We start from the raw sequence: 20,416 nt of genomic DNA on the forward strand, positions 1-20,416 counted from the left end.
GGCCATCAAGTACCTGAGGCTGAGGGTGCACGCCCGCATGGGTCTGTCAGGCAAGCTGATCCCTGGTTGACCGGGGTCGAGGGGGAGCGGTGTCGCGGAAGGTCTGGTTGTGGGCAGGTGCGGGATGGCTGGCTCTCGTCTTGTTATGCGGCGCATTCACTCTCTACCTGGATGAATCGGAGGATCCTGGTTCGAGGTCACCGCACTGGGAGCGGGCTCCCGTTCCCAGTGGCACGCCTTCGCGCTGTCCCGACCCAACCGCACAGGCCAGGGACGTCCCACGCTCCTGTACCTACTGGGAACGCGGCTGACTCGCCGTTTGACGTCCTGCCTGAACTCGCTCAGTACGAGTTGTCGAGCTGGTCTACGAGGAATCGAAGCTCACGAGCTCGGCGCCGGGACATGCCGTGTATCACGGCATCCAGGAACTCCCGTGCTTCGAAGGGGCTGCCGCAGCATTCCCACACACTGCAGCCGCCATCCCCGTACTCACTCCAGAGGTTGCGGTACGGGTCCTGCACGAACCCCCGCCAAATGCTCACGGACTCAGCCGTGACACCAGGCCACAGGTAGTTCCGGCTCCACTCGACCCTGGCAACCTCGGCAAGAGCAGACGCGGACAGGCCAGCGATCGAGGGTCGATGGGAAGGCAGGTGCCGCGGCCGCTGCTCGGCGCGGACGCGCCCAGGCCGCCTACGCGGCATGGGCCTTTCTGTAGAACGTCATGGGGTGATGCTGCCAGAGACGGCCGCGCCGCGGCACCTGAGTTCGTTCGTCGCGGCTTCGTCCCCTTCTTGTGGTGTGCGGGGCGGCGGTACACCTCGCCGGGCAACGAGGATGCGTACGACGTCGTCGCGGGTGCCGGTCCGCCGCGCGGGCGCCCGCCCCGCCCCCGGCGCGACCCGCGCCTCCTCCGGCCGACGGCGCGCCAGGAGACCGGCCGTCCACGCCGCGACCGTCGGCTTCCGCAACGCTCCGATCGCCGCGGCGAGCTGCCTGTCCCCCGTCTTAGTGCCTGTTTCTGAACCCCAGAGCAGCAGGTCAACCAGCCATTGCCCGGAATGCGAAGCTCGGAAGCGTTCGCCGAACGGTCACCGTGACCGTTCGGCGAACGGAACTGCTGGGGTGTGTGGGACGCGCGGGGCGGTCTTCGGGGAGACCTTCACCCGGAGGTCGGCGAACGCGGTCGGTGGACCGACTCAGCCTTGATCGTTCTCAAGTTGCCCAGCAGCAACTTGGCTCTCGACTCACCTGGTACCAGGCTACCGACCCCGCAGAGTCCGAGGGCTCAGAAATAGGCACTCAGCAGTACGTCCGGGCCTTCTTGACTGCGGGTTCAGCCTGCTGGGGGTCGGAGGTCACGTTGAGCAGCTGCTGCGCCTCCCTCAGGGCGTCGGCGAGGGGCTGGAACTTGGCGTCCGCCAGGGCAGCCGCCCTGGCCAGTTCCTCGGCGCCGACGAGGCGCGCCACCACGATGTCGAAGGCCTGCCCGCCGTCGGTGCCCGGCATCCGTTCCGGCAGTCGGCTCACGGCCGCACAGGCCAACTCGGCGTCGGTGCCCTGGACCTTGCCGGACGCCGCCCCCGACTGGCAGGCCGTCAGAGCCAGCAACAGACCGGCCGCGGCCACAGCAGTCGTCGGACGCCTCATCAGTTCCCCCCGCTCGAAGACTTTCGGCCATCCTCGCGGGCTTCGCTTAGGGGGGCATAGTCCAATCCCGGCCAGCTTGCACGGCTACCGACCCCGCAGAGTCCGAGGGTTCAGAAACAGGCACTTACGGGCCTTGCCCACGTGCGCGTCCCGGCCCTTGCTTGGTGAACTCCGGCAGCCGCAGCCCGTACGACTCCACCGCCACCGACTCCACATCCATGCCCGGAAAGCTCCCGCCCTGCGCGTCGACCGGCAGCACAAGACCAACGTGGCCGACGGCACCCGGCCCGAGCTTCGCCAGTACACCGACGAGATCGAAGACGTCCGCGTCCTGTACTTCATCACCGCACTGTGCACCGTCATCGCCTCGGCCGGCACGTCGTCGACGGCGGCGCGAGCGTGACACCCGGCGCACCGGGCGGACGGGCAACCGGGCGATCGCCGGCCGGGGGCTCACCAGTAGGCGCCGTCGTCCCAGGGCCGGAAGTCCGCGAACTCGACGGGGTCGTCGTCCTCGTCCAGGGTGGCGAACCCATGCGTGACCAGCGTGCCGCGTTGCCAGTCGAGGAGGGTGTCGATCAGGCCGCCGTCGAGTGGCGGTCCCTGGCCCGCGTGGCGGGGCCAGACGATCAGCGGCCAGGTGTCGGGATCCCCTCCCTCGGTGAGCCAGCCGAGGTAGTCGCCGTCGATGGAGTTGGCGAAGGGGAGGAAGCCGCCGGGCTCGGGCCAGATGGCCAGTGGGTACCAGCCCGCGTCGTCGTCCTTGAGCTGCCGGTAGGCGTCCGCCGTGTCCTCGACGTGCGTGAGGAAACGCCGCTCGCCGGTCCGGAGCGGGGTGTGGAAACGCAGCCACCCGCTCCAGATGCCGGCGCCGTACCCGTCCATCAGCCGCACGTACTCCCCGGGCAGCCGTGTGCCCAGCTCGGCGAACAGCCCCTCCCAGGAGCCGTTGCCGAGGTACGGCCGCTCGGGTGGCGGCGACAGCAGCCGCAGCCCGTCCAGCCCGGTGCCGGTCTCCAGCGCGATTCGGCGCTCGGCCTCGGTGAGCCGGGGCGGGACCGGTGCGGGCGGGATCCACGCCTCGGCGTCGGGAAGGAAGGCGGTCCGCGCGACGGCGCCCGGCAGCGGGCCCAGCAGCGGGCCGGGAGGGGAAGGGAGCTCCCAGGTGTCACGGACGGTGTGCCGCAGGTAGTCGGTGAGCGTCAGGTCGTACCGGTGCCACCGGAGCAGGCCACTGCCCGGCACCGCCCCCGAGTGCTGCACCACCACGGTCCACTGGTCGGGGTCGGCGGAGGCCGAGGTGTCCCAGAACAGTACGTCGCTGCCTCGCGTGCAGCCCCAGGCCAGCAGGCCGCCGGGCTCGGGGTGGAGCACAGGCCGCTCGGCCTCGGGCAGGTTCCGCGCCTCGATCCGCGCCTTCCGGTGCGTCGCGCGCAGCCACTCGCCGTAGTCGAAGCGGTCCCGCTGGACGCATGGCACGTGGATCCACACGTACTGACCGAAGTCCAGCGGCCCGTACCGGTCGGCAAGCCGCTTGTAGTCGGCCGGCAGCCGCAGTCCGAGCCAGTGCTCGACGGCCGCCCAGTCGATGGGTACAGCGGAGAGCGGGTGCTCGGCGGAAGGGGTGGCGAACGTGCTTATGTCCGATGTCAATTGCTGTCCTTCCAGCGTGCGCCATGTGCTCGGCAGATTCTTCCGTCTCCGCGGACCAGGCGGACTCAACGGCTCGCGTCCGGGTGTGGCCCGGCGGCGGGGTTCAGAAGGAGACGTCGAAGTAGTCGATGTCGGTGAACTCGACCCGGAGCTGGTCGGCCCGGGTCCCGCCGTCCTTGAAGTAGATCTCCTGCAAGCCCTCGGCGACGATCGCGCGCAGGTCTCGGTCGGCGGCGCCCCGGGCGCGGGCATCGAACAGGCGCTGGGCGTAGACGGCGGGCAGGTGGACCGTGAGGCGGCGCACGCGGCCGTCGTCGGTGGTGCCGACGGGGGCGGTGTAGCCGAAGCGGGCCCGGGTCTCGACCGTGATGCCGGTGCTGGCGGCGGCCTCCTTGCGGCGCCGGCCCCGTACCACCGGCTGCCAGCGCGCCCGCACGGCCGTGTCGATACGGTCCGCGACAGGCCTGGGCGGGGTCTTGCGGTCGCCCTTGCGGTAACGCTCCACCGACCGCTGGCTGACCCCGAGCTCCGCGGCGACCGCGCGGGTCGTCTTCAGCTGCTTCAGCAGGAAGTTGATCCGGCCCTTCAGGGTCTTGGGCGGCTCTTTGGTGAAGGCCTCCTGGTCGGCGCGGACGATGGCGTCCTCGATCTCTCCCACAGCGGTTCAGCTCCTCGGCACAGAAGTCCGTCAGGTTCAAGTGGCCTCTCGGCCGTGGCCTGCGGCGATGGGGCGCCGCAGGCCACGGCCCGGTTCTATTCGCCGTCGTCGAGGACGGCGTCGCCGCCCTTGATGTGGCGGGCGGGGTTGAGGCCCTTCTCCATCAGGTCGACCGCCCACGCCATCTCCTGCACCCCTTCCAGCTTGGCCAGGCCGGGGGTGGGGCCGAGGCGGAAGCCGCCCATGAGCGGCTTGCCCGAGGCGGCGTACGGGAGGAAGTCCAGCGGCGACGGGCCGGGCGAGGGGTAGACGACGCAGTCGGAGAGCACCGCGAGGGGGTACAAGCCGGTCAGCTTGACCATGTTGGCGAGCTTGCGGTGCATGTTGACGCGGGCCTTGGAGATGACGGCGGCGCGGATGTCGGGGCGCCAGGTCGGGCGTTGCATGGCGGGCCACGGGTCGCCGTCCCGGTAGGTGCGGCCCTGGGGGCGTTCGCGGAGCTTGCCGATGCCGCCCTTGACCGTGGCCTTGACCGCGGAGAGGACGGCGGCCATGGCCGGGTCGGTCTGCTTGTGGACCTCCATCGCCGTCAGGAATGCGGCGTCGGTGAGATCGGCGGTGACGCCGAGGTCGGCGAGGGTGTCCAGGTACGCGGTCTTGAGGCGGTCGTGCCACGGGTCGAGGTAGGCGCCGGTCTCCCGGCGCAGGTAGGCCTCGATGGGGTGGACGTCGTGGCCGAGTTCCTGGGCGTAGGCGAGGGTGTGGGTCTGGTACCAGGCCGGACCGTTCGGCCGGGTGCCGTCCGGGGTGAACGGCGAGGGCAGGCGGGGGTCGAGCTCGATGTGGGAGAGGTCGGCCAGCCAGGAGCCGGGGATCTTCTTGTTGAACACCGGCCGGTGGAAGTGGTCGGGGGCGGACAGGCCCACCATCAGGCGGGCGGCGGCCGCGAGGAAGGCGGTGTTCAGGTCCAGGCCGACCGCGTACGGCAGCAGGCACTCCTCGTCGGAGAGGAGGGCGGGGTCGCGGACCCACTGGTAAGCCTCCTCGTTCAGGAAGCCCCCGCTCCAGCCGGAGTTCACGACGACGGGGTGTTCGGCGATGGCCTCCGGCGGCGCCGGGTCCACCGGCTCCGAACCGAGACTGCCGGGGTTGCGGCCCGACACCCACGTCCCGTTCTCCTGCACGGCCCTGGTGGGCGGGCGCAGGGCGGTCATCAGCTCCAGCCCGGACACGGCGGTGGAGCCGCACGGGGTGATGACCCGCTGGGCGTAGACGCCCAGGACACGGGCGATGTCGGCGGGGTTCATGTCGGCGACGCCGGGCCAGGAACGGGCGTCGAGGGCGTCCCAGGACAGGACCGCGAGCTGCACGCACTGCCGCGCGCTCCCCTCGGCCTTGCCGTAGACGCGCGCCCACGGGCCGAAACCGCGTTGCGTGAGCTGCCACTTCGCCTTCGCGATCTGCTTGACGACCGGGTGGTCCTCCGCCAGGCGCAGCGAGCGGCGCTCCTCGCGGCCCTCCAGGTGCTCGGGCAGGCCGAGCTTCACGGCGGCTGCGGCGGTGAGCACGATCAGCGGGTCGGAGTCCTTGCCGTTGCGGTTCAGGCGCGGGGCGCCGAGACCGGACTCCGTCAACGTCCACTCCACCAGCTCGACGATGGTGGCGGCGGGGCAGTCCAGCACGATCCCGTCCACGCCGTACGCGGCCCCGTCACCGTCGAGCACCGCGAGCGGGCCGTGCGGGAACCGGGAATCGACGGCTGCAGTGGTGGCGGGCCCGGCGGCCTTCTTCGCGGCGGGGCGCCGCGGCGTCGCCGCCGGGCGGACCGCGGGCTCGGCAACGGCCGCACTGCCGGGCGCGGCTGACGTAACGGCCGGGGCTGACGTAACGGCCGGCGCGGGGGCGGCCGGGGCGGGCCTGCCGGACAGTGCTGCGGGCACCGTCACGCCCGGGCCGGCGGGGTGCTGTGCGGCCCAGCCGTCCAGCAGCCGCTGATACGCCTGACGGCGCGGCGGGCGCGGTTCCGACCTGCCCGCTTCCCAGTTCTTCACCGACTGGGTCGTGCTCTGCAGGACCTGGGCGAGACGGGCCTGGGTGATACCGGCCGCCTCGCGCAGCCGGGCCCGCTCCGCCGGCGGCGGCATCGCGGGCTCACCGGTGAGCAGGTCATCCACGGCCGCGAACAGCTCTTCCTCGGTTGGCATACCTCAACCCTAGCATGCCTTAACCTTGGATTTACGTTCCCCTTAACTCTGGATTTAACCATTGACGGTTGTTCGGTTCGCGCTCACGGGCGGCGCGCGTCGCGGTGTTTTTCCCGTCAGGGCCGCAAGCCCGCTCGCCTGAGTGCGATCTCGGACAAAGCCGCGACGACTTGCCGGTCGCCGCGGCGCCAGGCGTCGGCGAGGCCGCCCGGCGGGGCGGGGATCGCAGAGAGGTCGCCCGGCGGTCCGGTGAGGGCGCGCAGGGCGAGGAGGTCGGCGCCTCCGGGTGCCTCGAGGAGACGTCGGATGACGGCGCTGCGACGGATCCAGCGCAGGCGCAGGGGAAGCCACAGCAGTAGTACGAAGGCCACGGGGAGGACGATCAGGGCTACTGCGGCCAGGGTGGCCACCTGGCTGACGGTGTCCTGCAGCGACTGTCCTGCGTCGGCGAGCCCGGTCCCGGCGTCGGCCGCGGACTGGAACGGCTTCTTCAGGAGGTCGCCGACCAGCGGCACGTTCGAGGCAGTGTCGCCGGCGTCGTCGAGGGCCGTGGCGAGGCTTTCGCCGGAGCTCTCCACCTTGCGTCCCGGCTCGGCCAGCAGCATGATCGCGCCGTGGACGGCCAGGGCGAACCACACCGCGGCGGCGATCAGGACCACGGCGATCAGGTCCGCGAGGATCTGGCGGTTGCGCCGTGCTGGGGTCTGGGCGTAGAGAAGCATCGGCTGCTCCTGTTCCGGTCATGGCGTCGGGGAGGCCGGCCCGGCCGGAGGTGTGCGGTGCTGGCGGCGAGGCTCGGCCGGTTGCCCGACCGTACGTCGGACTCGGTCCTTCCCCTGGTGTTCACGGGCACACGTCTGCGACACGGTGCCGGGTTGGCGCAGCGCCGGTGGCGCCGCCAGGTGGAGGACGAGCATGGCGCCGGCGGAGTGTTCGGGGCGGCCGGACCACCACTCCCCCGGTCCCGCACCGTTCGTGACGACACGCCAAGAGCCCGGGCGACCGGCACGCATGGTCGGGGGGCTTGGCGGTCGGCATGAGTGACACGGCTTTTCGTCAACCACGTCAGCAACAGGTGAGCAGCCACTGTCGGTGGCAACCACCAGGTCGCTGAGCCTGCGCCACTGACATTCCCCGCACACCATCCACCAGCAACCGCCGGGTTGAGGGCGGCGCTGCATGCCGCCGCCCAGGCCGATGGTTTCGGCCTCCAGGGCCAGCCCGCCAGCGGGCTGATGCCACCTCACGCGTTAACCGAAGCGATCGAGTGAAGTTGGCATGTTTCCACCACTTGGTGATCAATGCGGCCCCTCCGATCAGTAGATTCCCCACGATCGACCTCACTCGCTCAGGGGCCCGATCGCAACGAACGCTCATGGACAGGAGTAACCAGCCATGACCACACACGGGTTGAAGCGGCAGATGTCCGCCCTCACGACCGTACTGGCACTGGGCATCGCACTGCCGTTCGCCCTCGCCGCGCCCGCCCAAGCCGCACCGACCATGAGCATCAGCAAGAGCCACGAAGGGACCTTCACGCGAGGGGGGCAAGGCCTCTACCACATCGCACTGACCGTCAGCGGCGATGGCGGCGCCAACGACATTACGGTCACGGACCACCTCCCGACCGGCCTCACGGTCGACAATCTCGGAGGCGACTTCGCGATCGCCTGTCAAGCCATCAACAGCGGTACGACGGTACAGTGCGGAAACTTCTCCATTGCGAATTTCACTACCACACTCGATGTTGTCGTCAACATCGCCAACGACGCACCATGCTCCATCATTAACACTGTCACGGCCACCTCCCCGAGCATTGGCTCCGCCACGGACAGCGACCAGACCACGGTCGCCGGAGGCGGCTGCAACGGTGAGGGAGGCGAGGGCGGCTCGATCCTGCCGATCAACCTCAACGGCGCCCTCACCCTGTTCAACAACATCAACACCAGCAGCAACATCAACAGCCCAGGCGCCAGCAACACCAACAACCAGGCCTTCGGTTTGAATGCGCCCTGACCTTGAGCCAGCCCTTTCAGTCGCCGGCTGAAGCGCGACGGCGACCCCTCGGGGTACGTCTTACCGGCTATGACGCACAAACGCGCAAGCCGCCATGGGCGGATCACGAACAGGCCGTGGGCATCGGTCTCCCCAGCCGCTGCCGTGTAGGCGGCGGCCGGGGAGGGGGCACCTCCCAGACCGGGCCGAGCCACGTACAGGGTTCACCCGGCGGGCAGCTCCAGCCCCGGTCGTCCACCCGTCAGAGGCGGACGGGTCTGCGACGGCGGAGCCTAAGGTGGACTTGGGCGGGGGCTCCTCCTTCAGGAAGGGCTGGTAGGTGTCCCATCGGCGCTCCACCGTCCCCAGTACGGGGAGGTTGATCCGGGCCCCGCGGTCCGCGGCGCCCGCTTGGGACTCGTCGTACATCCCAGTCCGCCTTGACCTCTCCGCTCTCGGTGCCTGCGGCCCTCGGCGCCGCGGGGGCGGTACCAGGACTACCGGCGGTTGCTGCACATGGAGTTGAAGGTTGCCCCGTCGCCTCGGCTGACCCGTCTGGTCCGTGACCTGACACGAACGTAGGCGGTCAGAAGTCGCCTCAGCAGGGGCGTGCCTCTTGCGGCCCGCGTGGCTAGCGTTTCAGGTAGGCCAGGACGGCCAGGACCCGGCGGTTGTCGTCTGCGGAGGGTTCGATCCGGAGTTTGGTGAAGATGGCGGCGGTGTGTTTGGCGACGGCGCTCTCGCTGATGAACAGGGTTTGCGCCACGGCTGCGTTGGAGCGGCCCTCGGCCATCAGGGCCAGTACGTCCAGTTCGCGCGGTGTCAGCTGGGCGGTGGTGCCGCGGGCGTCGCTGCGGGCCAGCAGCCGTGCGATGACCTGCGGGTCCATCACCGTGCCGCCCGCCGCGACGGTGCGTACCGCGTCGATGAACTGGGTGGTGTGCGTGACCCGGTCCTTCAGGAGGTAGCCGATGGCGCCCTGGCCCCCGGCGAGCAGTTCGTGGGCGTAGAGCTGGTCGACGTACTGGGAGAGTACGAGGACCGGGAGCGCCGGCCGGGATCGGCGTGCTTCCAGGGCGGCTTGGAGGCCCTCGTCGGTGAAGGTGGGTGGCAGGCGGATGTCGACGACGGCGACGTCCGGTTGTTCGTCGAGGAGTGTTCTGAGCAGGGCGGGGCCGTTGTCGACCGCGGCGATCACCTCGAATCCGTGTTCCTGGAGGGTGCGGGTCAGTCCGTCCCTGAGGAGGAAGAGGTCTTCGGCGAGGACGACGCGCACGGTATCTCCAGGGTTGCGGTGGTCGGGCCGCCCCGCGGGCTGTGCAGGACGAGGGTTCCGTCGAAGGGGTCCAGGCGGCGGCGTACGCCTTGCAGTCCGCTTCCGCCGGGGTCGGCGCCGCCGCGCCCGTCGTCGGTGACCGTGACGCGCAGGGCCCCGTCGGTGTGGCTGAGGTGGATGCGGACCTCGGGGGCGCCGGAGTGTTTGGCGGCGTTGGCAAGGAGTTCCGCGACGGCGAAGTAGCCGGCGGATTCCACGGCGGCCGGGAGCCGGCCGGGCAGGGCTGTCTCGATGTGTACGTCGAGGTGGCTGTCGAGGGCCAGTGAGCGGACCGCGTCGCCGAGGCCGCGGTCGGCGAGGACGGGGGGCAGGACGCCGTGGACGAGTTCGCGGAGGTCCTGGAGGGCGCGTTGGGAGGTGGCGCGTACCTCGTGCAGGAGTGCGCGGGCGGCCGGTGGGTCGCGGTCCAGGAGGCGGGTGGCTTCGTCGAGGGTCATGCCCAGGGCGACGAGGCGGGCCTGTGCTCCGTCGTGCAGGTCTCGTTCGATGCGCCGTAGTTCGGCGGCCTGGACGTCGAGGATGTCGGCGCGGGAGCCTGCGAGGTGTTCGATGCGGCGGGTGAGTTCGGTGGTGTGCGGGGCGGCCAGCAGGCGTCTGCTCCAGCGTGCGTGGAGTCGCAGGGTGGCGGGTGCCAGTTTGAGTCCGGCGGCGATGGATCCGAGGCCGAGCAGGAGTGCGGCGAGCATCGCCGGGGTGGAGTCGACCGGGATGAAGGCGTACCAGTTGCCGTCGCCCAGGAGCCGCCAGACGAAGGGCTGCACGGCCGCGCCGAAGAGGCCGTACTCGACGAGGGCCAGCGGCACGGTGGCGAGCAGTGCGCCTGTCCACGGCTCGGCCCAGGCCCAGCGCAGGTCGTGCCAGAAGCCTTCGTCGCCGAGGAGGGCGCGGGCCTGCCGGTGGCGGCCGGCGGTGTTCCCGGGTGGCGCCGGGCGCGGTGGCAGTGGTTGTGGTGGGCTGATCACGGTTGCGGTCCAGCGGGCGGCCCAGTCGCGGTAGCGGTCGGAGATGCGGCGCAGGGCGGCTGCGGCGGGCGGGAGCAGGAGGAAGCCGATGCCGACGGGCAGGAGGAGCAGCGCCCCGACCACGAGGGTGCCGGCTCCGGATACGGCGAGCGCGGCCAGCGAGAGGAGCTGGCAGCGGCCGATGTCGGTGAGCGCGGCCCTGAGGCCGGTGCCGGGGCGTGTGTCTGCCTGTGCCATGCCTGCCTGTGGTTCCGTCATGTCAGCGCGGTCCGTGCGCTGTTGCGGCGGTGATCCTATCCGGTGTGGTCGCCGCCCGGCGGGTGGAGGCGATCCACGGGATTGCTGCGGCCAGGCAGGCGGCGCCGAAGATCGCCATCGGCGCTGTTGCCGGGGATGTTTCGTCGGTCACGAACAGCATGCCGAGGTTGACCAGGGTGTGGAAGGCGCCCGCGAGCAACAGCCGGTTGCTCCGTACGCGTTCCAGGGCGAGGCCGAGGATCACGGACATCGCGAGGGTGGCGGCCAGGAATCCGGCTGCGTAGGCCGGCCCCTGGGCGAGGGCCGGCACGTGCCACAGGCCCCAGGCCGTCCCGACCAGGACGGAGGCGGTGACCGGGCCGAAGCGGGTGCGCAGGAGCGGCTGGAGGTAGCAGCGCCAGCCGATCTCTTCGGCGCAGGCGCCGAAGAGCTGGGCGGTGACGAGCAGGGTGAGGGGGTGTGTGAGGGCCTGTGGGCTGGTGGTGGGGAGGGAGCCGGAGGTGAGCAGGGCGCCACCTGCGCACAGGGCGATGATCAGGGCGGGGGTGAGGAGGAGGGCCGTCCGGCTTCGGGTCGGTGTCCGGGCCTGGTGGTCTGCCGGTGCGTTGCCGGGGGCGGGCAGGGTGCCGGCGAGGCGGTCCCTGGTCCGGCGGGGCCACAGCAGTGCCACGGCTGCGACGGCGAGGGCGGGGCCGAGCTGGGTCAGTTGGAGCACCTCGGGGGGTATGCCGGTCGCGGGCTGGAGGGCGCCGCAGAGTCCGGCCGCCAGGAAGGCGACGGCGAGGAACACTCCTGTCTGCGCCGCCCATCCGCTGCGCGGTGCTCGCCGCCCCTGCCCCTGTCGCTGTCGCTGTCGCTGCTGCTTGTGGTCCGGCATGTGGTCCGGCCTCCCCGTGGATCGCCGGGGCGCGGCTGTCGCGCCCCGCGTTCGACTCTGCCGGTCGGGGTCGGGGCGGTCCTTGCACGTGGGTGCCGGAGGGGGTGTATCCAGGTACACCTTCTCGGGGGCGGGTCAGGCTGTGGTTGTGGGGTGGTTCTTGCGTGCTCGGGCGAAGGCGCGGGCGGCGCTCAGGTCGTCCTCGTCCGGGCGCTGTCGGTTGATGCCGCCGATGAGGTTGAACGGCGGCCACGTGTCGAGGGCGCGGCAGGTGAAGGCGGGTTCGACGGCGAAGCCCTTGGCGTGGAGGAGTCGTGTCAGGGGGCGGGTGAAGGGGGCGAACGGCAGCTGCGGCAGGCCGCTGGTGGCGAAGACGAAGGCCCGCCCCGACGAGGGCGGCAGGGCGCGGGCGAATGCGAGCAGGTCCGGGTGCATCCGCTGGGAGAAGACGCCGGAGCCGAAGCCCACCAGGTCGTAGCCTGCCGGGTCCGTGGCCGACGCCTCCTGCGGCGTGAGCACGCGGGCGTCGAGTACGTCGGCCATCGCCTGCGCCACGCGTCGGGTGTTGCCGTGGGATACGGAGGTGCATACGAGCAGAGTCTTCATCGGCGTCCCCTTCGTCTGCGGCTTCGTCTGCGGCTTCGTCTGCCGCCTTCCGTAAGGGGAGACCGGGCGGAGCCGCCGGATGTGACAGCCCCTGCGCTGGTGAGGGGTTCTGCGTGAGCGGGGGCTGGTTGCGGGGCGGCTGCGGTCATTCGGCCCGTAGTGCGGCCAGGCGCTGTTCGAAGGGCACGATCTCGAAGCCCGCGGCCGGTTTCACCGATGTGATGGCCCCTGTCGGTGAGCGGGGTGCGAGCACGGTGGCGGTGTCGGGGTCCCGGGCGGCGTCCCGGGCGGCGGGTGCCATGAGGTGTGCCAGTTCCGCGCCCGCGCGGGCGATCCGCTGTGCCAGTCCTTCCTGGCCCCAGTCTTCCGAGGCCGCGTATACGGCGGTCGGCGGGACGAGTGCGCGCAGGTGGGTGAAGAGTGGGCGCAGGGCGTGTTCGGTGACCAGGGAGTGCCGGGCCGTGCCTCCGGTCGCGCCGATGAGGACCGGCTTTGCGGTGAGGGCGTCCTTGTCGATGAGGTCGAAGAACGATTTGAACAGGCCGCTGTAGGAGGCGGCGAACACCGGTGTCACGGCGATCAGGCCGTCTGCGGCCGCCACTGCGTCGAGTGCGGCGGCCAGTCGGGCGGGCGGGAAACCGGTGACGAGGTGCTGGGCGATCTCGGTCGCCAGGTCCCTCAGTTCGATCACTTCGGGCTCGGTGTCCGTGTGGGCGAGTGTGGCGGCCGCGAGGCGGTCGGCGAGCAGGCGGGTGGAGGAGGGCGAGCTCAGGCCGGCCGATACGACGATGAGCTTCATGCCCGCGTCTCCTGCTTCGTGGTGTCCCGGGCCGCCGCCACGCGGGCGGGGTGGGTCGGCGCGTCCGGCACACCGGCCGGGCGCAGGTTCGCGAATTCCTTGCGCAGCACCGGTACGACCTCTTCGCCGAGGAGGTCGAGCTGCTCCAGGACGGTTTTGAGGGGCAGGCCTGCGTGGTCCATGAGGAAGAGCTGGCGCTGGTAGTCGCCGGCGTAGTCCCGGAAGGAGAGGGTGCGTTCGATGACCTGCTGGGGTGAGCCGACGGTCAGCGGCGTCTGGGAGGTGAACTCCTCCAGGGAGGGACCGTGGCCGTAGACCGGTGCGTTGTCGAAGTACGGGCGGAACTCGCGGATTGCGTCTTGTGAGTTCTTGCGCATGAAGACCTGGCCGCCGAGTCCGACGAAGGCCTGTTCGGGGGTGCCGTGTCCGTAGTGGGCGTAGCGCTGCCGGTAGAGGTTGACCATCTGCTCGGTGTGGGAGGCGGGCCAGAAGATGTTGTTGTGGAAGAAGCCGTCGCCGTAGTAGGCGGCCTGTTCGGCGATCTCCGGTGAGCGGATGGAGCCGTGCCATACGAAGGGTGCGACGCCGTCGAGCGGGCGCGGGGTGGAGGTGAAGGACTGCAGGGGGGTGCGGAATTTTCCCTTCCAGGTGACGGTGTCCTCGTCCCACAGGCGGCGCAGCAGGGCGTAGTTCTCCACGGCGAGGTCGATGCCGTCGCGGATGTCCTTGCCGAACCAGGGGTAGACCGGTCCGGTGTTGCCGCGGCCCATCATGACGTCGACGCGGCCGTCCGCGATGTGCTGGAGCATCGCGAAGTCCTCGGCGATCTTCACGGGGTCGTTGGTGGTGATCAGTGTGGTGGAGGTGGACAGGATCAGGTTCTGGGTGCGTGCGGCGATGTAGCCGAGCATGGTCGTCGGTGAGGAGGGGACGAACGGCGGGTTGTGGTGCTCGCCGGTGGCGAAGACGTCGAGGCCGACTTCCTCGGCTTTCTGTGCGATGGCGAGCATCGCTTTGATGCGCTCGTGCTCGCTCGGCAGGCGTCCGGTCGTCGGATCGGCTGTGACGTCACCGACGGTGAAGATCCCGAACTGCATGACTCCCCTTCCCAAGATTGTTTACAATTCAACCATACTGCGGAACGAGGGGTGAGCCCGGGGTATTCCCGAGGGGGCGCGGGGCCGCCCCGGGCCGGCCGGTGCCGCTTTTTCACCCGGCCGGCGCACATGCGCGGGCCGGGGCGGCACCGCGGCAGCAGGCTGGGGCGCAGGACGTACCGCGCCGAGAGGTGACAGCGGTGAGAGCAGCCAGGATGCGGGCGGTGGCCGCCGTCACGGTCGCGGCCGCGTCCGTGATCGCCGCCGCCACGGGCTGCTCGTCCACCGGCAGCGGCTCCACCGGCCCGAAGACGCAGAACGCGGCGCAGTCCCCCGCCGCCCCGGCATCCGCGTCCGCGTCCGCCTCGAAGGGCCACGGCCGGCTGATCCCGCGCTACGACACCGGCAGGACGGCCCAGGACCGGCGGATCCAGAGATTCCTGCAGGACAACGAGGTCCTGGAACGCATCGCCGGCTTCGTCAACGACCGGATCGCACTGTCCTACGACGTGCCCGTGATCGCGAAGAGCTGCGGCGGGGCGAACGCCTCCTGGGACCCGCAGGCGAGGGACATCACGTACTGCTACGAGCTCGTCGAGGAGACCAGGCCCATCTTCCAGGAGCAGGCCGCCCGGGAGGGCTCCGGCAGCCCGGCGGAGCGGGCCGCGGCCGTGGACGACGACATCATCGGGTTCTCCAACGGCGTGCTCCTGCACGAGCTCGGCCACGGCCTGGTCGACATGTACGACCTGCCGATCACCGGCAAGGAGGAGGACGCCGTCGACCAGCTCGCCACCCTGCTGCTCGCCACCGGCGGCGAGCGGCACATCGACTATGCGGTGAGCACCCTCAACACCTTGGGCGCCCTGGCCGACGCGCAGGAGGCCGGTGACCTCTCCGGCCTCTTCTCCGACGAGCACTCGCTCAGCGCGCAGCGCTTCTACAACGAGATCTGCTGGCTGTACGGCTCGGACCCCGAGGCCTTCAGGTCGGTCGTCATCGCCGTCGGCAACCCGGACGGCGTGCTGCCCGAGCTCCGGGCCGAGGGCTGCCGGCACGAGTACGAGCAGATCAAGAAATCGTGGAGCAGGCTCCTCGAGCCGTACCTGAAGTAGCCGGCGCGCCGTCCGGTGGCGCGGGTGCAGCGGCTGGGCGGTGGATGCCGGTTTCGCTCGATCGGATGACGGGCGGGATGCGGCGTTGCCGATCGGGGCAATCCGCACAAATGCCCGCTACGAAGAAGAGGTGAGACCAGCGGATCACCATGGCCGGCCCCAGGGCGGGGCCGGTCCTTCTTCTCGGCGAAAGAGCTGTCGATGGCATCGAGGCACAAGGGCGGGCGTGGCCGCCGCGGCGCCGGGCCGCGGCACGGCACCCGGCGGCGCGGGGCGGGGCGGCGGTGACACAGCCCCTGCGGTTTCACGGTGCGGACGCGGGCGGGCCGCGGCTGCAGGAGGTGATGGAGCGGGTGGGCCACGGCGACAGGGACGCCTTCGCCGTCCTGTACGACGCGGTCGTCGCCACCGTGTTCGGGATCGTCGTCAAAGTCGTCCGGGACCGGGCCCAGGCGGAGGAGGTGGCGCAGGAGGTGATGATCGACCTGTGGCGTCAGGCCGCCCGCTACCGCCCGGAGCAGGGAACCGTCATGACGTGGGTGGCGACGATCGCGCACCGCAGGGCGGTGGACCGCGTCCGGTCCGCCCAGGCCTCCTCCGACCGCGAGCACGCCACCGCCGTACGCGAACGGCACCGGCCCTTCGACGAGGTCGCCGAAGAGGTGGAGAGCCGGCTGGAGAGCGAGCAGGTGCGCCGCTGCCTGGACAGCCTGACCGAACTCCAGCGCCAGGCCCTGACCCTCGCCTACTACCGGGGCCTGACCTACCGCGAGGTCGCGGACCGGCTGGGGTCCCCGCTCGCGACCGTCAAGACCCGGATGCGCGACGGACTGATCCGGCTGCGCGACTGCATGGGGGTGACCGCGTGAAGCACGGCGAACACCTGCACACCCTCACCGGCGCGTACGCACTCGACGCGCTCACCGGTGAGGAACTGCAGGCCTTCACCGCACACCTCGGGCACTGCGCGGCCTGCGCCCGGGAGGTCGGCGAGTTCGAGGCGACGGTGGCGCAGCTGGCCGCGGCGGCCGGCCTGTCCGCACCCGCCCCGATGAGGCAGGCGGTCCTGCACCGCATCGAAACCGTCCCGCAGCTGCCCCCGCACACCCGGCCCGCGGCGCCGGCCCGGCTCACCGCACTCCTCAGGCGCAGGGCCGGAGCGTTCGCCGCCGCGGCCTGCGTCGCCGTGGCCGCGGCCTTCGGCGGACTCGCCGCCTACCAGTACCAGCAGGCCGAACAGGCCCGTACGCAGGCCCGGCAGGCCACCCGTCAGGCCCAGGAGCTGACCGCCGTCCTGGCCGCCCCCGACGCCCGGACGGTGCACGGACGCACCACCACCGGAGCGAGCACGTCCGTGACCACCTCGGCACTGCGCGACCAGGCCGTCTTCGTCAGCAGCGGTCTGCCCGCCCCTCCCGCCGGCAAGACCTACCAGCTGTGGTTCGACGACCAGGGCACCAAGCGCTCCGCCGGCCTCGTCCACAGCGACGGCGCCGTCGTCATGCAAGGACGCCCCGACAGCGCCCGCGCCGTCGGTCTCACCCTCGAACCCGCGGGCGGCTCGCCCGAGCCCACCACCAGCCCCCTGCTGCGCCTCCCCCTCCCCGCCTGACCGGGGAACCGGACCAAGGCGCCGATGCGTCCCCATATATGTCGGTTTGATGTTTTTCCAATCCCTCTGGCGGACGGTACCGAATCCCTTCACAAGCCCCCTGCGGAAGCAGGGGCCGAGCATCCGCTCATTCGTGAAGCAGAAGGAGGTGAGACCCATGACCGTTTCCGTGCGGACCCGCAGCCTTCTTGCGGGCGCGGCCGTGGCCGGCCTGCTCTCGGGCGGCGCCACGCTCGCGGCCACCGGCACAGCCGCCGCCGCTTCGACACCGGCATCGGCATCGGCATCGGCGGCCACTGCTCTGAACGGCGACCGCGACCGTGACCGGCACGACCGGGACCACAAGAAGCACCGGTCGGACCACCACGAACGCTGCTCGTGGACCAAGGGGCACTGGGCCAAGACGTGGGGCAAGGGCCACTACGAGAAGAAGTGGCACCACGGCACCTGGCATCCCGGCCACTGGGACCACCGGGGCCACTGGCACCCCGGCTGGTACGGCCACGGCTGGTCCCAGAACCACTGGGTGCCCGGCCATCACGACACCCACTGGGTGCCGGGGCACTGGAACTGCCACAACAAGTGGTGACCGGTTCACCTGGCCCGCAGGGGCTCCGGGCACCGCCCGGAGCCCCTCTCGCCTTTCCGGCAGGCACGGCGGCAACCGCTCGCTCGGGCAGCAAGGCCCGACGGTAACCAGCCCGTGAGTAGACCCGTCCCGCATCTGCCCGGACGCAGGCGGTGCGGGCCCCGTACGCCGCCCTCCCCGGCGGCTCCCGCAGGGCGGCCCCGTAGCGGCTCCGCTCCCCCGCGGCGGCGCCGGGCCCCTGTGCGCCGCGGCCGGCCGGGGCCAGTCCGTCCGCGGCCCGGTGTGTCTGCGCGGCCCGTGGGTCCGGGGTCCCTTCAATGGACAGCCTCCTACGGAAAACGGGCACCGTATGACCTTCTCCGCACTGCACACCCGCCGGTCGGTCCTCACGGGCGGCTTCACCCTGGCCGCCGCGGCGGCACTGCCGCTGGCCGCAGCCGGGCGCGCGCACTCCGCGGCCGCCGGGCCGGACGTCATCGGCTGCGCCGCCTGGGGTGCGCGGGCCCCGTCCGAGCCCGTCGTCGTCCTGGCCAACCGCCCGGAGCGGATCATCGTCCACCACACGGCCACGGCGAACGTGACGGACTACTCCAGGCAGCGCGCCTTCGCCCTGGCCCGGGCGATCCAGACGTACCACATGGACGCGCAGGGCTGGATCGACACCGGTCAGCACTTCACCGTCAGCCGCGGGGCCTTCGTGCTGGAGGGCCGCCACAACAGCCTCGCGGAGCTGCGCGCCGGCACCCGCCAGGTGCGGGCGGCGCACTGCATCGGGCAGAACACCGTGTCGATCGGCATCGAGAACGAGGGCACGTACACCTCGCAGGCCCCGCCGGCGGCGCAGTACGCGATGCTGGCCGACCTGTGCGCCCACATCTGCAGCCAGTACGGCCTGCCCGCCTCCGAGATCTACGGCCACCGCGACTTCAACGCCACCTCGTGTCCCGGCGACCGCCTCTACGCCCTGCTCCCGGCCCTCCGCAAGGACGTCGCCACCCGCCTCGGCACACCCCTGCAGGACCCGCAGGACCCGCAGGCCGATCCGGAGTCGGACCGGGTGTGGGACCTGGTCCGGCAGGCCTCGAACCCGCCGGCTGCGGCCTACGCGGAATACCTTCCGGCAGGCCTCCTGCCCTGACCGGGGGCGGCGCCCGCACCGAACAGCCGGCCCCCGGCCCTGCGGCCGGGGGCGGCACGCGTCAACACCGTGGCCTGCGGCTCATCCTTGGGGCCGGCCGATTCCGCGTGGCGGGCACGGTACGGCCGTACCCGCCCGGCAGCCCGTGGAATCGGGGTCCTGAAGCCCTTCGGCGGTCCTCCGGAGGCGGATCAGGCATGCCCGCGGCCTGACGCGTGCGCGCGGTGGATCACTTTCGGTGCCAGCATGCCCGGCGAAAGGGGGGCGGCGCGGCGAACACCGCACAGGGATGAGAGGGAGGACCGTGACACCTCAGACTGTGACGCCTCAGACGGTGGCAGCGCAGACCGTGGCAGCGCAGACCGTGACGCCTCGGGCGGCCGGTGAAGCGGCTCAGCCCATTCCGGGGCAGAGCAGGCCGGGCGGCCCCGGGCCCGGAGCCGTCCCCGCAGCCGGTGGGCCCCCGCCGGCGGGACCCGACGCGGAACTCCTGGTCGCGGCGTCCGTACTGCTGGCGGATGCGGCCCTCACCGCGAAGCGGGCCGGTGCGGAACTGACCGGGGCGCTCAGCAGCTGGCGGTTCGGACCGGCCGCCCTGCGCCGTCCCGGGTGGGCGCTCGGCACGGCGCTTTCATGCGCCAGGGCGCTGACCAGCCCTTCGGGGCTCGGGTTCGGTCCGAACGGCGGGCTCGCCGGGGAGCTGGCCCGGATGGCGGGGAGCGTGACCTACCGCCGCCCGGCCGCGGTGTCCATGGCCGTGGACGCCTTCGCGCTGCGGATCGAGGCGGCGGTGGTGGAGCACCCCAACCTCGGCTCGGCACCGGCGAGGCGGCTCACCGACGCCATGGTGGAGGGGAACCGGTGGGAGGCCCTGCGGGCGCTGTACGCACTGGTCGAACGGCTGGGCGTGACGCGCGCCCTGACGACCGTCAGCCCGGTGATCATGGAGTTGCTGGCGCTGCTGGGGCTGCTCGACGAGAACCCGGTCAACGACGGATTCTCCTGGGTGACGCTCGCCGGCGGAGTGCCGACCACGGATCCCTTCCTCGGACTGCCCAGTTCGCTGCTCGCCCGCCTCAACCCCGGCCCCGGGCGGGCGGAGCGGACCGAGCCGGACTCGATCCTCGCGAAGGTCCTGACGACGTCCCGCAACGACATCGTCAGCTACATCAACGACATCGGTGCGCTCGGCAACCACGGGCTGGTGCTGCTGCGGCGCGTCGAGTGCGCCGACGGCCGCGTCAGGTACGTGCTGCTGCTGCCCGGTACGAGCTTCGTCCTGCCGAGCAACAGCACCCCGCAGGACCTGATCGGCGCGTTCGACGGGTTCCTGCGCTCCGACACGACGTACACGCGCGCGGCGCGGAAGCTGCTGCGGCGGGCGGGGGTGCCGGCCGGGTCGGAGCTGATGTTCGTCGGGCACAGCCTGGGCGGACTGACGGCGATGAACCTGGCGATGGACGTGGAGCTGGCGTCCGCCTACCGGATCACCCACGTGGTCACGCTCGGCTCCCCCATCGACAACAAGCGCCCGGCCGACCACACCACCCGGGTGATCAGTCTGGTCAACAAGCACGACGTGATCCCCATGCTCGACGGGCGCGGGCCCGCCTCTCCTCACGACATCCCCGCCGGCTGGGTCGAACTGACCTGGCTGGACGAGTCCTACGACTATCCGCTGTCGCACGCGCCGCAGGCGTACTCCGACAGCCTGCGCGGGGAGATGGTGCACCACCGGGACCGGGTGAACGAACTGATCAGGGCCTACGACGGCGAAGTCGTCGGGAACCAGCCGTACATGCTCCGTGACAAGTGACGAGCGACAAGTGACCAGTGACGAGCGACGAGCGGCCGGTGACGGGCGAGT

The 20,416-nt window shown here is 71.3% G+C and carries 19 protein-coding genes; 8 read left to right on the forward strand and 11 right to left on the reverse strand.

Annotation, left to right across the window (positions count from 1 at the left end; translation table 11 throughout):
- Positions 1 to 1,302 precede the first annotated feature (1,302 nt).
- Positions 1,303 to 1,650, reverse strand: a complete 348-nt coding sequence (locus OG472_RS00660) for a hypothetical protein (RefSeq protein WP_405827012.1) — start codon at positions 1,648 to 1,650, stop codon at positions 1,303 to 1,305.
- Positions 1,651 to 1,918: 268 nt separating this feature from the next.
- On the opposite strand from OG472_RS00660, the gene OG472_RS00665 reads away from it, so the two are divergent.
- Positions 1,919 to 2,053, forward strand: coding sequence for a hypothetical protein (locus tag OG472_RS00665; protein ID WP_405940631.1), 135 nt, complete (start codon positions 1,919 to 1,921; stop codon positions 2,051 to 2,053).
- A 50-nt stretch (positions 2,054 to 2,103) separates the two neighbouring features.
- On the opposite strand, the gene OG472_RS00670 is transcribed toward OG472_RS00665, so the two are convergent.
- The 4 genes from OG472_RS00670 to OG472_RS00685 form a co-directional block, all read right to left on the reverse strand.
- Positions 2,104 to 3,303: an SMI1/KNR4 family protein gene (locus tag OG472_RS00670; protein WP_405940632.1), complete on the reverse strand. Its 1,200-nt coding sequence runs from the start codon at positions 3,301 to 3,303 to the stop codon at positions 2,104 to 2,106.
- Positions 3,304 to 3,406: 103 nt separating this feature from the next.
- A complete protein-coding gene (gene tpg / locus OG472_RS00675) occupies positions 3,407 to 3,961 on the reverse strand; it encodes a telomere-protecting terminal protein Tpg (RefSeq protein ID WP_405827015.1) in 555 nt (184 codons plus the stop codon).
- Positions 3,962 to 4,056: 95 nt separating this feature from the next.
- Positions 4,057 to 6,165: a telomere-associated protein Tap gene (gene tap / locus OG472_RS00680; protein WP_405940633.1), complete on the reverse strand. Its 2,109-nt coding sequence runs from the start codon at positions 6,163 to 6,165 to the stop codon at positions 4,057 to 4,059.
- Positions 6,166 to 6,281: 116 nt separating this feature from the next.
- Complete coding sequence (locus OG472_RS00685; protein ID WP_401614730.1) at positions 6,282 to 6,887, reverse strand: hypothetical protein; 606 nt, start codon at positions 6,885 to 6,887, stop codon at positions 6,282 to 6,284.
- Positions 6,888 to 7,560: 673 nt separating this feature from the next.
- On the opposite strand from OG472_RS00685, the gene OG472_RS00690 reads away from it, so the two are divergent.
- Positions 7,561 to 8,181: a hypothetical protein gene (locus OG472_RS00690; RefSeq protein ID WP_405827018.1), complete on the forward strand. Its 621-nt coding sequence runs from the start codon at positions 7,561 to 7,563 to the stop codon at positions 8,179 to 8,181.
- Positions 8,182 to 8,791: 610 nt separating this feature from the next.
- Here OG472_RS00690 and OG472_RS00695 read toward each other — a convergent pair.
- The 6 genes from OG472_RS00695 to OG472_RS00720 all read right to left on the reverse strand — a co-directional run bounded on the left by OG472_RS00695 (position 8,792) and on the right by OG472_RS00720 (position 14,095).
- A complete protein-coding gene (locus OG472_RS00695) occupies positions 8,792 to 9,436 on the reverse strand; it encodes a response regulator (protein WP_401614726.1) in 645 nt (214 codons plus the stop codon).
- Positions 9,388 to 10,695 (reverse strand): histidine kinase, encoded by a 1,308-nt coding sequence (locus tag OG472_RS00700; protein WP_405940634.1) that lies wholly within the window; start codon positions 10,693 to 10,695, stop codon positions 9,388 to 9,390. The genes OG472_RS00695 and OG472_RS00700 overlap by 49 nt, the downstream gene beginning before the upstream one ends.
- A gap of 22 nt (positions 10,696 to 10,717) precedes the next feature.
- Positions 10,718 to 11,593: a CPBP family intramembrane glutamic endopeptidase gene (locus tag OG472_RS00705; RefSeq protein WP_405940635.1), complete on the reverse strand. Its 876-nt coding sequence runs from the start codon at positions 11,591 to 11,593 to the stop codon at positions 10,718 to 10,720.
- Between the two features lie 135 nt (positions 11,594 to 11,728).
- Positions 11,729 to 12,199, reverse strand: coding sequence for a flavodoxin family protein (locus tag OG472_RS00710; protein ID WP_405940636.1), 471 nt, complete (start codon positions 12,197 to 12,199; stop codon positions 11,729 to 11,731).
- Positions 12,200 to 12,344: 145 nt separating this feature from the next.
- Positions 12,345 to 12,998: a CE1759 family FMN reductase gene (locus tag OG472_RS00715; protein WP_401614718.1), complete on the reverse strand. Its 654-nt coding sequence runs from the start codon at positions 12,996 to 12,998 to the stop codon at positions 12,345 to 12,347.
- Positions 12,995 to 14,095 carry an LLM class flavin-dependent oxidoreductase gene (locus OG472_RS00720; RefSeq protein WP_405940637.1) on the reverse strand — a complete coding sequence of 367 codons (1,101 nt, stop codon included), beginning with the start codon at positions 14,093 to 14,095 and terminating at the stop codon, positions 12,995 to 12,997. The genes OG472_RS00715 and OG472_RS00720 overlap by 4 nt, the downstream gene beginning before the upstream one ends.
- Positions 14,096 to 14,295: 200 nt before the next feature.
- Here OG472_RS00720 and OG472_RS00725 point away from each other — a divergent pair, with 200 nt between their 5' ends.
- From OG472_RS00725 to OG472_RS00750, 6 genes are all read left to right on the forward strand, one after another.
- A complete protein-coding gene (locus OG472_RS00725) occupies positions 14,296 to 15,210 on the forward strand; it encodes a DUF4344 domain-containing metallopeptidase (RefSeq protein WP_401614714.1) in 915 nt (304 codons plus the stop codon).
- 284 nt (positions 15,211 to 15,494) lie between these two features.
- Positions 15,495 to 16,079: an ECF RNA polymerase sigma factor SigK gene (gene sigK / locus OG472_RS00730; RefSeq protein ID WP_405827024.1), complete on the forward strand. Its 585-nt coding sequence runs from the start codon at positions 15,495 to 15,497 to the stop codon at positions 16,077 to 16,079.
- A complete protein-coding gene (locus tag OG472_RS00735; protein WP_405940638.1) occupies positions 16,076 to 16,822 on the forward strand; it encodes an anti-sigma factor domain-containing protein in 747 nt (248 codons plus the stop codon). Before sigK ends, OG472_RS00735 begins: the two co-directional genes overlap by 4 nt.
- A 157-nt stretch (positions 16,823 to 16,979) precedes the next feature.
- Positions 16,980 to 17,411, forward strand: a complete 432-nt coding sequence (locus tag OG472_RS00740) for a hypothetical protein (protein ID WP_401614708.1) — start codon at positions 16,980 to 16,982, stop codon at positions 17,409 to 17,411.
- A gap of 349 nt (positions 17,412 to 17,760) precedes the next feature.
- A complete protein-coding gene (locus OG472_RS00745) occupies positions 17,761 to 18,549 on the forward strand; it encodes a peptidoglycan recognition family protein (RefSeq protein WP_405940639.1) in 789 nt (262 codons plus the stop codon).
- A gap of 334 nt (positions 18,550 to 18,883) precedes the next feature.
- Entirely contained in the window at positions 18,884 to 20,365 is a 1,482-nt protein-coding gene (locus OG472_RS00750) for a lipase family protein (protein WP_405940640.1), read from the forward strand.
- The last annotated feature ends 51 nt before the right edge of the window (positions 20,366 to 20,416 follow it).

Source organism: Streptomyces sp. NBC_00207 (assembly GCF_045160965.1).
In the GTDB taxonomy this organism is placed as follows: domain Bacteria; phylum Actinomycetota; class Actinomycetes; order Streptomycetales; family Streptomycetaceae; genus Streptomyces.